Raw genomic sequence first — 16,446 nt, 5'->3', positions numbered from 1 at the left:
TTTCAACACTTTATCGGCGATGATATCGATGTCATTGGACTGAGCTTGAATCTCGACTTTTCCTGCTGCTGCAAACAGCTTGATGCCGGAGGCTTGAGCAAACAAGCGAATGCCATTCATGGCACTGGCAAGCAAACGTTGACCAATGCTCATGCTGACATGTTTGCCTGTTGTCAACGCTAGGTGTTCTCCGCTGTATACGTGTGTACTTTCAGGGGTGACGGTCTCTAACCCTGCCACTGAATGCACGACTAAGTGAGGCGAGGCCAACTCAGGGAATGGTTCTTTGCTGGCGGGTGGTTTGATGTCGTCATTTTGCTGTTTAACCACGTCCTCAAGTGCCTGTGCATCTGCGCTTGTGTCAAACGCCTGATGCTCTGCCGCCGCTTCACCCGTTGCTTTGACTTGGCTGTGCGCCTTTTTAAGCGCGCTGGCCGCTTCATCCAAATCCGTGATGTGACTTTCTGCCGCAGCACGACCTTGTGTGGTAATGAGCATACCTTTATTGGCACGCAACGCCATTTTGCCATCGGTGCGCAATTCGGCACCCTCGCCCCGTTTGTCTTTTAGGCCTTCATTGTCATCAATCCGCGTCACTTGCCCAAGACTGAGCATGCTGTGGTCGGCATCGGATTTTATCTGCAATTGGATGGCATCGGCTGAGTCATCTAAAATCAGGTGATTGCTTCTTCCGCTGGCTTGATTGCCTGGCTTGAGTTCGCGGCTGCGATAGCCACTGAGTGCTTGGTTCTTGGGCAGTTGCCATGAGGGCTTGTTCATGCCGTTGTGTACGCGCCCCGTGCATATCGGTAAATCCGGATCGCCTCCAATGTAGCTGATTAAAATCTCATCGTTGATTCGGGGCAGGTGCATGCTGCCTTGTTGGTTGCCGGCGGCACTGTTCACTACGCGAACCCAGCACGATGAATATTGGTTTTTTGGATCTTCTCTATGCCACGGGAAAGCTATTTTGATACGACCTTGTTCGTCCGTCCAAATTGAATTGTTGCCGCCATCACCCACTACCTTGGCAATTTCAACGCCGTACACGCGTGGTTTTACAATTGTTCTCGGTGGGCGCACGGGTACGTTCGTCGGTTGCAATTCCACCGTGTTTTGAACCAACCATTTTTGCGCTTCGTAACTGTCTCGTTGGGTTTCTGAGGCAATCTCTTCAATCAACAGCTTGCTTTCTACCACAACGTAGTCCATATTGACTTTGGCCATTGGGTGGTCTGTGAGCGTGAAGCAGGAGCCTACTTCAACACCACGAATATTGCCTTGAGCCGTTGCTCTATCGCCAAATTGCTGTATACTTTGCAAGTGGTGTAGCGTGAACAGTTGACCTTCTGCAACAGGGTCGGTTTGTGTCTTTTGTCGGCCTGCTAAAGGTTGAACTGTGTTGGCAAACGCATCGCTGTGAAAGTGGTATTGTTCGAAGTTGCCATGGTTGACCATATCACCACCTGCATTGCGTTGCGGGTCTTGCCGTATCACTTCATTGGTCGCATTCGGCTGCATGTAGTCATGGTCGCGGTAGCTCACCGCTCCCGTTGTCAAGCTTCGGGCGGGGCTGAAGCTGTGCCAGTGCTCTTCGTTAATCGCATGAGGGTCTGCATGGTAGCGTATGGTTCTAAATGCTGGACTTGAAACAGGCTTAAAGGCGTTATTCCCATCACTCAGAATCAACTTGGCGGCACCGTTTTTGTGCTCGTAATGTAGATTAATCCCGTATTCTTGGCACAAGCGTTTTACAAATGTGGCCGCATCCTCCCCCATCCGAACACAATAGTCGCGCTCTGGATATGAGTTGTTTGTTCTATTCTCGAACATATAAGGAAATGTGCTGTTGAGCGTGTCAACAATCGTATCTATCGGGGTCTTGTCTTGGTGTATGGCGTAATCTGTGTTGAGCTTGCCAAGAGAAAGCCAGTCTATCAGCTTAATTTCGAATATTAAACTGCGCTCCGCTACCCTTTTAAACTGGGCACTGGAAATAATACCCGTAATTTCTCTCACCCCACTAATGCCTGAGACACGTGAGTCATCCAATGCAATATGGACAGTGGCTTGTTTGCCTAGAAAACTCGACAAGTCAAACGATTGTAATAATACTTGGGTAGGTATGACAGACAGCTCGCTTGGGGTCTTGAGCAGAAGGGTGTAACTAAACAATTCATCCGGACCGTTAAGTGTTTCTTTTCCTTCTATCTTGATGACGTCTAAGCTGTGGACGCCTTCTATGATGCTCGGTATCGCGGCACTGGTAATCGCAAGATTACGATGACGCCCAAATAGGTCTAGCGGGTTCATTAATGAATTACTCCCTTGTTGTTTTATTGTAAAGTTCGTCTAATCCTCTCTTCACTTTAACATGCTATACAATACCGCGCAAGCTCATAACAGCTATTTTATTATCAATACTCAGTGGTACTTTTAAACACTATTATTTATTTTTTTAACCAGCCATCACTTTGTACGAGACTTGTTTTCTTCCCTCCAACGTAGAAAATCAACTTTGGCATTTTGTTTTAAATAGTCATCAACCGAAACACCTTCAGGTACGGGAATAACAGTGCATTGACCCAACGTAGGAGTATTTTCTTCACCCATACTATCTGAGCACACTCCCAAATCCCTGCACTTAGCACCTTCATATTCGCTCATCATATCATCGCTGATAGCTTTACCGTCTGCGGTTGCATAGCCAAAACGTTCTTCAAATGTGCCTTTATTGGTGTTTAATGTCGTGCGCAGTTCGCCTCGATACATCAAAAACTGCTCAATTGGTTTACTTAAGTGACGCATGTTGGCGGGTAAACCGATGCTCTTTTCAAGCTCTTGGGCCGTTTCATTAATGACACTTTCAGGAAACAATGGCGATGTAGAAGCTAAAAAATAGCTTTTATCAAAAATATCTTGTGCATAAAATTCAGAAGTAGTCCGTGCAAAATCAATTTGAGTATCACTTGATGCGGTTAGCTTCCATTTAGTATCGCTGTTCTGCTCAGGATGTGCAAAAGCATCTAATCTTCGACCGAAATCAGGCTTTTCTAATACAGTTTTTGCTTGTGTATCAACAACAAATTGCTTATCGCAAAAGAAAGCGGCCTTCTCAACTAAACATTTTTGACGAAAATCATCTTTAGCTTCTTTATCGTTAATTTGACAACCATAAAGCGTAGGAGCTGCAAAAACAGTCTGAGACACTGCAAATACACTACAAAATAAAAAATGCTTGATAACAAAAAAGCTCTGTTTTGTTGTGCTTTTAATCGCCATAGATAATCTCGTTTCTTAAGTGGTTTCAGGATTAATATTTATTGGCTTCCAAAGCCTCGACCTTCCAAGCCTTATAAGGCAAGGCCACACTGCGAACACCATCAACAAGCGTCAGCGACACGGATTTGAGATCATCACTCATTTGCACCGATAATCGAGCTGGATTTTGCACGTATTTAAAGAATTCAGTAAACACCTTGGCCGTGCTGGGGCCATCTAACTTTAAAGCCCCTTTCATGCGTTGCCCCGAAGCATCCTTGAAATACAAGTCCAATTCAAACGGTGCGGGTCGATCCGACAGCATGGCATCTTTCATCAAATCCTCTGACCAAATCATGAATCGTTCGGTATTTAAATATTCAATGAAATACTCCTCCAGTTTATAATTGCCCGCAAAAGCAATATGCCAAGGGTAGCGTTGGCGATACACCTTATCCCACAGACCGAATGGGATTTGCTTGTTATTGATTTGCGCTAAAACAACTGGGTCTTTAGTTGCTATCTGGATTTCTCTTTTAATCCAATCTTGGCGCACATCGGCTTCTTTTTCAGAAACGTTTTGAAACACATGCCACGGCATGTCGATTTTTTTAGCTTGGTAGTACGCCAGCTCTCGAGCTTCTTCACTTATGAGTTTTAGCACAACGCCCCCGCCAGGGGCGAGCATAATGCCAATACTTCCAAAGTTAGAACGGTCTTTCAGCTTTTCACCGTCTCTCGTGATGGGGAATCTAAGGCGATAACCCTCTTCAGCCAAAGCTTTCATTTTATCAACAGGCAGCTTGGCATCCAGTTCATAAAATTGGTTTTCTGCGACGGATAACCAACGCAGGTGTAAACGTTCGGGATACCCATCCACATGCCCCCCCGCGACACCGTCGCAGGAATCCCACGCAAACGAGGTCGAACCAATGAAGCCACCACCACTGCCATCGGCATGGACATAACCGTTCCAACCATCGACTAAAATTGCCTCATAGCCACGAGGCGCAGAAATACAAGTTTCAAAAGCACCAGTTTTATTTTTCAACATATTTGTTCCTATGGATTGACAGCCCGAGCAGCCGAGTAAAAAAATGGATATGACAAGATAAGACAACCACTTAAGCCACTGTGACATCTGATGCTCCCGTGTTTGCTTTTGCCTCGTAAATTGTTCGCCACTCAACACCATTTGGATCAAGTTGAACATCCATCATGCCACCATCACCCGACCAATGAAGGTAATTGTTGTACAACCAACGGCTTTTTTCTCGTTCATCTATTTTGAGCTCTGCAATCAAACCTTTCTTTTGCGCCACACATTGGTCATCTAAGTCAAAAGCCTTTTTTTTCAACTCATCGTAAATGCCTGTTAAAGGTGCTGAAATTCGACTTTCTGGGTTGTTCGGAAATTTTTCGAAAAAATCCGCATGGTATTTTTTAGCAAAGTCGAGCATGATATTACAAGGCACGCGCGGGTATCCCGTCTCTAATTGGAATCGATAGCCTTTTAAAGCTTGATATCTGTGTTTACCAGAGTCTTGCGTGATTAAATACAAAGCCTCCTTCTTCGTGCCACGTCCCGAATCGTTTTTTTCTACTTCGGGTGAGTCACTTGTCAGCTCGGTAAATGACTTAAAGTAGCCAAAATCGACCATTCTTTCAGCCATTTTCCTGACGTCAACATTATTTTTAGCACCCAGTTGACTCAACAAACGGGTAATTGCGTTATCAAAAATCCACCAGCCTGCTTTATCGGTCTTGCCTTCACTATTGTAACCAAACTTTGCATCTGTAGTGGCATAGCGACCATATTCATCAGCGGTGCGATGTGCGCTGACATAAGTCAACTCTTCATTGCGACCGACAACGACTACGTTGTCACCCAGTTTTTTTTCAAGCACGCCCAATCCGCCACCAATGTCGGTATGACAACCAGGCAACGAGAGTTCCAAACCATAGCCTTTACTCACTGCACTTTGTATGTTGTATAAAGAAAAATACGTGCGGGCTTCATTTCTTGCTGTGAGGTGCACCACTTTAAAGGCGATCGGCTGATCATTTTTATCTTTGACCGCATTGTCGGTTTCGACTTTCTGTTCATAGCTTTTCGTATCATTACCATGGCTGACGCCGACAGAGCTGACGGTGTCAAATATACCCAAAAAACCGAGTTGAATCTTGGTTTTGGTCAACGGGTCATCAAACTTAATGCGTTCAGGTTCACTCCTCGCCACATTCGAAAACCAGCGCGCGCAGGCGGCACCGCGGCTAAAGCCATAGACATTGAGCTTAACCACATCAAATTTTGCTGATGTTAACTTTTTCTTCTTTAATTCTTCATTGATGAGTAAAAAAGCCCGCTCGAGTTTAGCGCGCTGTCCCATGGTCGGACCATAGCCCGTTGCAGCCGATAAGTTGCTGTCTTTCTCTCCATTGAACGTACCCGTGCCTTCCACGTACACGGCAATGTTTTTATCATCACCTTCTGGCTTTTTATAGCCTTTGTATAGCCACTCAACGCCCGTGGCCTCACGGTGGTAGCTCGTGCCGCCATCGACCTTAACTTTTGTGTCATAGTCCTTAGACTCGAGACGATACAAGTTGTTGTTGAACATATTGTTCCATGTGCCGTCAAAAAACACATTAATCGTAAAGTAATCAATCTCTACATCAACATGAGAACCTTCAACCGTATTGGTTGGGTCTTGTTTATTTGGACTAAGGTCTCGCGGCGGTGGGGCAGATGATGGGGTATGGGATGCTGGTATCATTTTATGTCCTTTCTTTAATCTTCACGGTCGTCGGCCGTTATCTTAAGGGCATCAACGCGCCCACCAGTATGTATTCGTTGTGTTTCACCTTTTTCGTTGGTGTGGCCATAATACGTTTTACCCGAAGATGTTGAAATTTTATATGCGAAGCCTGCAACAGGTTTACCCATTTTGTCTTTAACAACATACATTTCATCATTAAATAAATTCGTTGGGAATTTATACGGCAAGCTCCTTGGCCCTGAAAATGATTTGGAGGCCGAATATACTGTAAACGCTGAGTTGGTACCGTATTCAAACCCACCCCCATTGATCTTGAGGTAAGACCCGCCTGCGGTCAAGAGGATTTCTTTAGAGGCTGCTATTTGTATCGAGTCTTTTGCAGAAATAACTTTCAACACTTTATCGGCGATGATATCGATGTCATTGGACTGAGCTTGAATCTCGACTTTTCCTGCTGCTGCAAACAGCTTGATGCCGGAGGCTTGAGCAAACAAGCGAATGCCATTCATGGCACTGGCGAGCAAACGTTGACCAATGCTCATGCTGACATGTTTGCCTGTTGTCAACGCTAGGTGTTCTCCGCTGTATACGTGTGTACTTTCAGGGGTGACGGTCTCTAACCCTGCCACTGAATGCACGACTAAGTGAGGCGAGGCCAACTCAGGGAATGGTTCTTTGCTGGCGGGTGGTTTGATGTCGTCATTTTGCTGTTTAACCACGTCCTCAAGTGCCTGTGCATCTGCGCTTGTGTCAAACGCCTGATGCTCTGCCGCCGCTTCACCCGTTGCTTTGACTTGGCTGTGCGCCTTTTTAAGCGCGCTGGCCGCTTCATCCAAATCCGTGATGTGACTTTCTGCCGCAGCACGACCTTGTGTGGTAATGAGCATACCTTTATTGGCACGCAACGCCATTTTGCCATCGGTGCGCAATTCGGCACCCTCGCCCCGTTTGTCTTTTAGGCCTTCATTGTCATCAATCCGCGTCACTTGCCCAAGACTGAGCATGCTGTGGTCGGCATCGGATTTTATCTGCAATTGGATGGCATCGGCTGAGTCATCTAAAATCAGGTGATTGCTTCTTCCGCTGGCTTGATTGCCTGGCTTGAGTTCGCGGCTGCGATAGCCACTGAGTGCTTGGTTCTTGGGCAGTTGCCATGAGGGCTTGTTCATGCCGTTGTGTACGCGCCCCGTGCATATCGGTAAATCCGGATCGCCTCCAATGTAGCTGATTAAAATCTCATCGTTGATTCGGGGCAGGTGCATGCTGCCTTGTTGGTTGCCGGCGGCACTGTTCACTACGCGAACCCAGCACGATGAATATTGGTTTTTTGGATCTTCTCTATGCCACGGGAAAGCTATTTTGATACGACCTTGTTCGTCCGTCCAAATTGAATTGTTGCCGCCATCACCCACTACCTTGGCAATTTCAACGCCGTACACGCGTGGTTTTACAATTGTTCTCGGTGGGCGCACGGGTACGTTCGTCGGTTGCAATTCCACCGTGTTTTGAACCAACCATTTTTGCGCTTCGTAACTGTCTCGTTGGGTTTCTGAGGCAATCTCTTCAATCAACAGCTTGCTTTCTACCACAACGTAGTCCATATTGACTTTGGCCATTGGGTGGTCTGTGAGCGTGAAGCAGGAGCCTACTTCAACACCACGAATATTGCCTTGAGCCGTTGCTCTATCGCCAAATTGCTGTATACTTTGCAAGTGGTGTAGCGTGAACAGTTGACCTTCTGCAACAGGGTCGGTTTGTGTCTTTTGTCGGCCTGCTAAAGGTTGAACTGTGTTGGCAAACGCATCGCTGTGAAAGTGGTATTGTTCGAAGTTGCCATGGTTGACCATATCACCACCTGCATTGCGTTGCGGGTCTTGCCGTATCACTTCATTGGTCGCATTCGGCTGCATGTAGTCATGGTCGCGGTAGCTCACCGCTCCCGTTGTCAAGCTTCGGGCGGGGCTGAAGCTGTGCCAGTGCTCTTCGTTAATCGCATGAGGGTCTGCATGGTAGCGTATGGTTCTAAATGCTGGACTTGAAACAGGCTTAAAGGCGTTATTCCCATCACTCAGAATCAACTTGGCGGCACCGTTTTTGTGCTCGTAATGTAGATTAATCCCGTATTCTTGGCACAAGCGTTTTACAAATGTGGCCGCATCCTCCCCCATCCGAACACAATAGTCGCGCTCTGGATATGAGTTGTTTGTTCTATTCTCGAACATATAAGGAAATGTGCTGTTGAGCGTGTCAACAATCGTATCTATCGGGGTCTTGTCTTGGTGTATGGCGTAATCTGTGTTGAGCTTGCCAAGAGAAAGCCAGTCTATCAGCTTAATTTCGAATATTAAACTGCGCTCCGCTACCCTTTTAAACTGGGCACTGGAAATAATACCCGTAATTTCTCTCACCCCACTAATGCCTGAGACACGTGAGTCATCCAATGCAATATGGACAGTGGCTTGTTTGCCTAGAAAACTCGACAAGTCAAACGATTGTAATAATACTTGGGTAGGTATGACAGACAGCTCGCTTGGGGTCTTGAGCAGAAGGGTGTAACTAAACAATTCATCCGGACCGTTAAGTGTTTCTTTTCCTTCTATCTTGATGACGTCTAAGCTGTGGACGCCTTCTATGATGCTCGGTATCGCGGCACTGGTAATCGCAAGATTACGATGACGCCCAAATAGGTCTAGCGGGTTCATTAATGAATTACTCCCTTGTTGTTTTATTGTAAAGTTCGTCTAATCCTCTCTTCACTTTAACATGCTATACAATACCGCGCAAGCTCTTGATGCGCATTATTTTTGAAAGTCTCCCTTTAACAAGAACAATATATTGAATTACTCAATTTTAAACGTTGAACAACCCGTAACAATTGTTGCGCCGCAGGCGGTTTTAGAGCCAACATGAGCCAAGGGTTGGCCTTCATCCAGTGAATCTGTTACAAGGCTACTTATTATTGGATTTTGTCCATGCTCAGGGCAATCTAAAATGTCTCCAATTCGCGCCACATGCACTCCATCGACATCAAATGTAGGGGAAGCGGTGATAATCGTGCCGCCATGATCAGATGTGTCGCCTAAGCGTGAGACGGGGTATGCCATGTTTAAACTCCTGTTTTGTTGGGTAAACTCGTTATAAATGTACATGCGTTCAAAATACAATGCAACTTAAAAGCATGTTTCACGGGTCGCTCTAGGCGTTAATTCTAGGTTTAGATGTGACATTCTCCATTCATGCTCAAGGCAAAGGCGGCAAACCCAGTTCCTTAAGAAACTCATTGTGTGCATCTTTGGCCTTAATCACGTCTGCTTCCAAAGCCATTAGTTGACGATTAACGGCTCCTAAATCAATCGCTTCCTCCGCGACCGCCGTGCTGATGTAGCGTGAGATATTCAAATTAAAATCATTTTTCTCAATCTCCTCCATCGACACCCTGCGCGAGTAGCGTTCTTTTTCGGTACGGAATTGATACGTTGAAATGATGGTGTCAATGTGCTCTGGCGCGAGGCGATTTTGGCGTTTACCTTTTTCAAAGTGCTCGCTGGCGTTGATAAACAACACATCATCGAATTTTTTACACTTCTTCAGCACCAAAATACACACGGGAATCCCTGTCGAGAAAAACAGATTCGCAGGTAAGCCAATCACCGTGTCAATATTGCCATCCTTAAGCAACTTAGTGCGAATGCGCTCCTCAGCACCGCCACGGAATAAAACCCCGTGCGGCAAAATAATCGCCATCGTCCCTTCTTCACTCAAGAAATGAAAACCATGCAACAAAAAGGCAAAGTCAGCCGCAGACTTTGGCGCAAGCCCGTAACTCTTAAACCGAAAATCCTCACCGAGTGCTTCGGATGGTTCCCAACGATAACTAAACGGCGGATTCGCCACCACGGCATCACACTGCAATTTTTTCGCGGGATTCATTTCGCTCAAAATATCCCAATCATTCTTGAGCGAATCGCCGTGGTGAATTTCAAATTCGGTGTCTTTCACCCCATGCAACAGCATATTCATGCGCGCCAAGTTATACGTGGTGATATTCGACTCTTGTCCATAAATTTTACCCACACCATGCGCGCCCAATTGCTTACGCACATTAAGCAACAACGAACCCGAACCACAAGCAAAGTCGAGCACCTTATCGAGTTTTTTCTTTTTGCCCATTGAAGGGTCTTGGCTGTCGAGCGTGACAATGCCCGACAAAATATCAGACATCTGTTGCGGTGTATAAAACTCGCCCGCCTTCTTACCCGAACCCGCCGCAAACTGCCCAATCAAATACTCATACGCATCACCCAAAATATCGCTATTGGTCGAAAAGCCTGCAATGCCCTCCGCGATTTTACTGATGATGATGTACAACTTGGCATTGCGCTCCTCGTACTTTTTACCCAGCTTCTCAGAATTCAAATTAATTTCAGAGAATAGTCCTTGAAACGCCCTATCGAATGATTGCGTTTCAATGTATTTGAACCCACTTTCCAGCGTGTGCAACAACTCGCCATCTTGCACCCGCGCCATCTCCGCGATGCTGCTCCACAGATGCGCAGGCTCAATCACATAATGCACCTTGCGGCGCATTTGTTTCTCAAACTCAGCCACATCATCCGCATTCGCCGCATACCACGCCGCCAAGGGCGCGCGTCGGTCGTCTTCATTTAAAACTGGATAGTCTGAACCCAGCTCCTTTTGAGCCGCTGATTCGTAATTGTCCGACAAATAACGCAAGAACAAAAACGACAGCATGTAATCACGGAAATCATCGGCGTTCATCGAGCCGCGTAAATCATCGGCAATCGCCCACAGGGTATTACCCAATTGGTTAAGTTGTGATTCGGTCATAGTTAACTCGCGTGAAATACAAATTGATATTTGGTTTTGAGCTTTTCAAATATGTCGTGGAAAAAATTTTGATCAGCAGGATTCATCATTTCTGTTTGGCTATAATATGCATCTTTATGCGAATGCGTATGTACAACATTTACCGCCTTGTCAACATCATCAACACCAATTAATTCCAATGTGTGCCCGATTCTTCCTGTACCCAAAAAAGAAGCTACATTTTCAAGAAGCTGCCTTAATAAAGCAAAATGATACGTATAAAGTTGAGTGTTTTTAGCCTCTTCTAGCACTTGTAACAAATGTAAATGATAGAGAAATACATTTTTTTTGGGAGTCTCAAGACTTAACTCTTCACCTATTCTCTTTAATATTCGAAGCCCAGTTAAGTGTTTATAGCGATCAGATTTTTCGCCTTTGGTAAGGCGTGTGACCAAAATAGAAAACAGACCAATATGATGCGTTGTAATGATGATTTTCTTTTTCAAGTAATGATTTTCAATTTGTTTGAATAATGTATCAGCAGTTATGAAAATATTGTGTTCATCAAGACTTGATACTGGATCATCAATAAAAATATGTGCATTTTGCACATCTGCCCAGCCATCAACTTCCAAAAGCCCTAGAAAAAAACACCAAACAAAAATGCGTTCTTCACCGCGTGAAATTTTAATGGGGATGTCGTCCGCGCCTTCTACAAAAAAAGTGACTGACTCAATACCTTTCTCAACATCATTATAAAGGTTAAGTCTGTAGCGATATTGAGGGTTATAAGCCGAAAGCTTATCCAAAATCAAATCCTCATTTTCAGACAAAAAACTGTGAAATTTATTCAAGCTGCTTGGCAATATTTTTAGACGAATGTTGTCCCCGCCATTATTTTCATCATTGTCCCAAACAAACAAATCCTCACTATAAGCATTGTAGTAGACACCAGTATGACTCCCATTATTGGAATCTTTAGTTTCATTTTTGTATGCGACAGACAACTGGGTTTTTCCTGTGCCATTAAACGCAAAAACAAGGATTATGGATTCGCTCATCTGAGTTAACTGCTGAGATATTTCTTGTAAGTTCATATGTTCACCTCATCGTTATTCGGAAAAAACCCCTGCATCAAGCCTTTTTTATGCAACTTCAATACCTCAATTTTTTGGACTTGCGCTGAATAATCAATGGTCATGCCGTGCTTGACACGGCATCTTCTTGCAAGGAGATTGCGGGGCAAGCCCGCAATGACACGCTCAATTACGTTCACGAGCGCAGGTTCAAAACTTTTGTATGGATACTGGACTCGCCACCCGCCTGATTTGAATGGCTCTACTTTCATAAAGTCACCTCATCATTAGGAAACAAACCCTGCATCAAGCCTTTTTTATGCAACTTCAACGCCTCAATCTTTTGGACTTGCGCTGTAATCAGGTCGTCAAGGCTGGATAGGCAATCGGCGATTTTTTGTTGTTCCGCAATACTTGGAAGAGTTAATTTAATCATTTTAATCAGTCCAGCACTAAGGTTTTCTTGACCGCCTTCGTTACTCAATTTGCGAATTTCATCATAGCGAGATGCTAAATTTTGAAACACAAAACCAACATCAACCTCTTTGTTAAGCATAATCGCCGCACATGCTTGGTTAGTCGTGGCTTCAATGCCTAACAGAGCGACTTTTCCGCGCGTTTTACCCTGCCCATACATAGCCATAAGTAAAGTGTTCTTCGGAAACAGTCTTGCTGATGAGTTGCTTAACCCTTCGACCGTAATAAACTCTTCCGCATTGTCGATGGTGTTGAAGTCAATCAACGAAGTTGTCACCCAAGGAATTGAACCATTCCAAAAATCAGGCTCTGCACGATTTGGAGTGCCTCCTGATGTTATTTGAGCAATATCCTTTAATGTATACGCATCCCACGTCCCATGAAACTCAGGAAACCTTAATTCAGGTACAGTTTTGCCCTCGGCTGGAAATAACTTTTGCATCAAGCCTTTTTTATGCAACTTCAATGCCTCAATTTTTTGGGTTTGCGCTGTAATTAGTTCGTCAAGGCTGGAGAGACAATCAGCGATTTTTTGTTGCTCGTTAAGACTAGGTAGAGCTATAGCCATTTTTTGAAACATCGGCAAACGCAAGGACTTAACTGTCGAGCCAACCGCTTGTTTTAAAAAATATGCTCTAAATTGATAAATGTAATAAAACAAATAGAGTCCGAAACTTAACTGAAAATCCATAATTGCATACGTTCTCTGGTGCAAGTCAAACTTACCACAAAAATATTTCGGAATAAACTCCTGACCTTCACCAGCAACAATAACCGCTTCCCCATCAAATAAATAGATATCACTGGTTCTAATTTCTTGAGAACGGTCGAAAAAAGTATATGCTCCACTAGCGGAGGTAGAATCCTCACGGTTTGATGAGCCTGTGGAAATTTTTGAGATTTCACCTAAGAATTTCACCTCCCACTCCCCCGCATCCCGAAACTCAGGAAACCGAAGTCTAGGTGTCAACTTTGTGTTCATGTTTTTACTCATACGCTTTTAATCCCGAAATCTCGCGCCCTTGTGCCAGCCTGTTCAGCACGGGGATAAGGTCGTCCATGAGCGCGAGTTCTTTAATGCGGCGGTCTTTCCAGCCCAAATCCAAAGGTTCAAGCAGGTCGGTGAGTTGTTCGCCATCGAATATCATGCGGTTCATGATGCCATCAACAAATGCTTGTAATGATGTCGCTTGTAAACCGTATGCGTTGGCGATGGTGGCGAGTTCTTGCGCGAATTTGTTGGCTTTAAATGCAAGGTAGCCGTCTCGAATGGCTTGCTCGCTGAGTACTTCGCCGACCGTTAAACTGTCGATGTAGGCGATGATGTCGTCTCGCTCGTTCATTAGGTTGGCGCTGGAGCTGATGAGTTCGACCAGTTGCGTGCGGCTCATTTTGTGTTTGCCGCTGGCCTGGGTAGATTTGGCTATCAAGCCCATGATGTAGTCGTAGTCAATCACGGCGGAGGCGAAGAGCACGAGTTCAAAGTCCAGTTGTTGAATGGCTGGGTCTATGGTCGGATCTTGTTTGTCTTGCAGTGTTTTTAAGCGTTCGGCGGTTTCGAGGTATTGTCCTTTAAATGCCCTTAAGGTGTCTTCGGGCATGATGGTGTTGACATCGGCCTTGTGCACGTCGGTGAGGTCGGTATATTGGTCAAGCTGTGTTTTTAGGCGTTGTATTTCTTTGAATTTGGTGACAAATTCTGCTCGGGCGGTGTCGCCTTTTATGTTGACCACTTGTTCAGGGGTGCAGTTTAGCCCTTGAACTTGCATAAAGGTTTCTAATTGGTTGACGGCTTCTTTGAGCTTATCAATGACTTCAGGGGCGGGTTCAACCAACCATATTTCACGTGCGCGGTCTTTGTTTGAGCCTGAGAAACATTTAATCGCTTCGTTGACCGCTTCTTCTTGACCGCGAAAGTCGAGTACGTTGCCCCAAGGTTTGGTGTCGTTGAGGACGCGGTTGGTGCGTGAAAACGCTTGAATGAGTCCGTGATATTTAAGATTTTTGTCGACGTATAGGGTGTTGAGGTATTTGGAGTCAAAACCTGTGAGCAACATATCAACGACAATCACAAGGTCGATTTTGTTGTGATGGGCGTAGTCTTGGTTGCTGTATTTGTGGTCTTTGATGCGTTGTTGTACGTCTTGATAGTACAAGTCAAATTCGTTGATGGTGTGATTGGTGCGATATTGCGCGTTGTAGTCGGCAATGATGCGGATGAGCGCTTTTTTCTTTTGGTCGGGGTCGACTGAGTTGTCTTGCTTTTCTTGCGGCAGGTCTTCTTGAATTTGTTGTACGTCTTTGTTGCCCTCGGCTGGGGGCGAAAACACGCAGGCGATGTTCAGTGGTTTGAAGCTGTCGTCTTCAGCTTGTTTTTGTGCTTGTATGGCTTTGAATTTGTCAAAATATTCTATCGCACTGTTGATGGAGCTTGTGGCTAAAACCGCGTTAAATCGACGATGATTGGTCGCAGAATCGTGCTTGTTTAGTATTTCACGAATCACCACTTCAGGCGGCGGAGTCTCGCCCTTTTTAGGCTGTTTGTCTTCGCCTTTGTTTTTCCCGAAGTAGTCAATATGAAAACTCAAGACATTTCTATCATCAATGGCGTTGGTGATGGTGTAGGCGTGAAGCTCATTCTCGAATATATCTTTGGTGGTTTTATAGGTGCCAACCGTGCCGTCAATTTGTTTGAAGGTGGCGTTTTCTTCAAAAATCGGCGTACCTGTGAAGCCGAATAGTTGCGCATTTGGAAAAAAGTCTTTGATGGCTTTGTGGTTTTCGCCAAACTGCGAGCGGTGACATTCATCAAAAATAAAGACGATGCGCTTGTTGCGCAGAGGCTCTAGGCGCTCTTTGTAAGTGATTTGACCTTTGTCTTTGTGTTGTTTATTGCGTTTGCTGTTCTCGTCTAATGCCAGCCCTAATTTTTGAATGGTCGTGACGATGACTTTATCGGCGTAGTCTTCGGATAGCATCCGCCGCACCAGTGTCTCGGTGTTGGTGTTTTCTTCGACGCAGCCTTCTTGGAATTTGTTAAATTCTTCACGGGTTTGGCGGTCGAGGTCTTTTCTGTCAACGACAAATAGACATTTTTCAACTTCTGGGTTGTCTTTGAGCAGGGTCGAGGCTTTGAAGGAGGTGAGGGTTTTGCCGCTGCCAGTGGTGTGCCAAATATAGCCATTGCCTCGGTTTTGGTGTATACAGTCAACTATTGCTTGCACAGCATAGATTTGATAGGGGCGCATAATCAGCAGTTTTTGTTCACTGGCGACTAAAACCATGTAGCGGCTTATCATTTTCCCCAAGGTGCATTTGGCTAAAAACTTATCGGCGAAGTCGTGCAAGTGCGCGATTTTTTTGTTGTCTTCGTCTGCCAACTGGTAGATGGGTAAGAATCGCTCGTCGGCATTAAAACTGAAATGCTGATTGTGGTTATTAGCGAAATAAAGGGTATTGCTTTCATTACTGACAATGAATAGCTGCATGAAACAAAGCAAGGTGTTGGTATAGCCGTTGCCTGGATCATTTTTGTAATTGACAATCTGTTCCATCGCGCGCCGTGTGACAATTTGATGGGTTTTAAGCTCAATTTGTACCACAGGAACGCCATTGATGAGCAAGATGACATCGTAGCGGTGATGGCTGTTGTCTGTGTTGATTTTTAACTGGTTGATGACTTCAAATTCGTTTTTACACCAGTCGTTGATGTTGACCAGCATGTATTGCAGCGGTGTGCCATCTTCTCGCATGAATGTATTACGCTCGCGGAGTGTCTTGGCGGCTGTGAATACGTCGGCGTTGACAATTTCATCACGCAGCCGAGCAAATTCGGCATCGGTTAGATTGACTTTGTTCAGCGCTTCAAATTTTGCACGAAAGTTACGTTCGAGGGTATCTCGGTCTCGAATGTCTGGGCGATAGTGATATTTTAACTCTTTGAGCTTTTCAATCAAGGCGGCTTCGATTTGTAGTTCTTTCATTGGCAAACGGCACTTTTCAGGTTGAGTTGATTGCTTTTAATC

11 protein-coding genes are annotated in these 16,446 nt (G+C 45.1%); all 11 read right to left on the bottom strand.

The window, feature by feature from the left end:
- On the bottom strand, positions 1–2,313 hold a 2,313-nt coding region (locus DFR44_RS08265), incomplete at its 3' end, for a type VI secretion system Vgr family protein (protein WP_162845216.1).
- Positions 2,314–2,469: 156 nt separating this feature from the next.
- Entirely contained in the window at positions 2,470–3,282 is an 813-nt protein-coding gene (locus DFR44_RS08260; protein ID WP_133620954.1) for a hypothetical protein, read from the bottom strand.
- 31 nt (positions 3,283–3,313) lie between these two features.
- Positions 3,314–4,315: a DUF2931 family protein gene (locus DFR44_RS08255; protein ID WP_246012091.1), complete on the bottom strand. Its 1,002-nt coding sequence runs from the start codon at positions 4,313–4,315 to the stop codon at positions 3,314–3,316.
- A gap of 70 nt (positions 4,316–4,385) precedes the next feature.
- Positions 4,386–6,038 (bottom strand): phospholipase effector Tle1 domain-containing protein, encoded by a 1,653-nt coding sequence (locus DFR44_RS08250; RefSeq protein WP_133620949.1) that lies wholly within the window; start codon positions 6,036–6,038, stop codon positions 4,386–4,388.
- Between the two features lie 14 nt (positions 6,039–6,052).
- Positions 6,053–8,743: a type VI secretion system Vgr family protein gene (locus tag DFR44_RS08245; RefSeq protein ID WP_133620947.1), complete on the bottom strand. Its 2,691-nt coding sequence runs from the start codon at positions 8,741–8,743 to the stop codon at positions 6,053–6,055.
- A 138-nt stretch (positions 8,744–8,881) separates the two neighbouring features.
- Positions 8,882–9,145, bottom strand: coding sequence for a PAAR domain-containing protein (locus tag DFR44_RS08240; RefSeq protein ID WP_133620945.1), 264 nt, complete (start codon positions 9,143–9,145; stop codon positions 8,882–8,884).
- A gap of 136 nt (positions 9,146–9,281) precedes the next feature.
- Complete coding sequence (locus DFR44_RS08235; protein WP_133620943.1) at positions 9,282–10,889, bottom strand: type I restriction-modification system subunit M; 1,608 nt, start codon at positions 10,887–10,889, stop codon at positions 9,282–9,284.
- Positions 10,890–10,891: 2 nt separating this feature from the next.
- A complete protein-coding gene (locus DFR44_RS08230; protein ID WP_133620941.1) occupies positions 10,892–11,965 on the bottom strand; it encodes an AAA family ATPase in 1,074 nt (357 codons plus the stop codon).
- Entirely contained in the window at positions 11,962–12,216 is a 255-nt protein-coding gene (locus DFR44_RS08225) for a hypothetical protein (protein WP_133620939.1), read from the bottom strand. Before DFR44_RS08225 ends, DFR44_RS08230 begins: the two co-directional genes overlap by 4 nt.
- Positions 12,213–13,403, bottom strand: coding sequence for a restriction endonuclease subunit S (locus tag DFR44_RS08220; RefSeq protein WP_246012090.1), 1,191 nt, complete (start codon positions 13,401–13,403; stop codon positions 12,213–12,215). The genes DFR44_RS08225 and DFR44_RS08220 overlap by 4 nt, the downstream gene beginning before the upstream one ends.
- Before the next feature lie 4 nt (positions 13,404–13,407).
- Complete coding sequence (locus tag DFR44_RS08215; protein ID WP_133620935.1) at positions 13,408–16,404, bottom strand: type I restriction endonuclease subunit R; 2,997 nt, start codon at positions 16,402–16,404, stop codon at positions 13,408–13,410.
- Positions 16,405–16,446 lie beyond the last annotated feature (42 nt).

The organism is Hydromonas duriensis (assembly GCF_004363775.1).
Lineage (GTDB): Bacteria > Pseudomonadota > Gammaproteobacteria > Burkholderiales > Burkholderiaceae > Hydromonas > Hydromonas duriensis.
The sequence above is the reverse complement of the archived record's forward strand: the minus strand, read 5'-3'. Positions and strand labels throughout refer to the sequence as shown.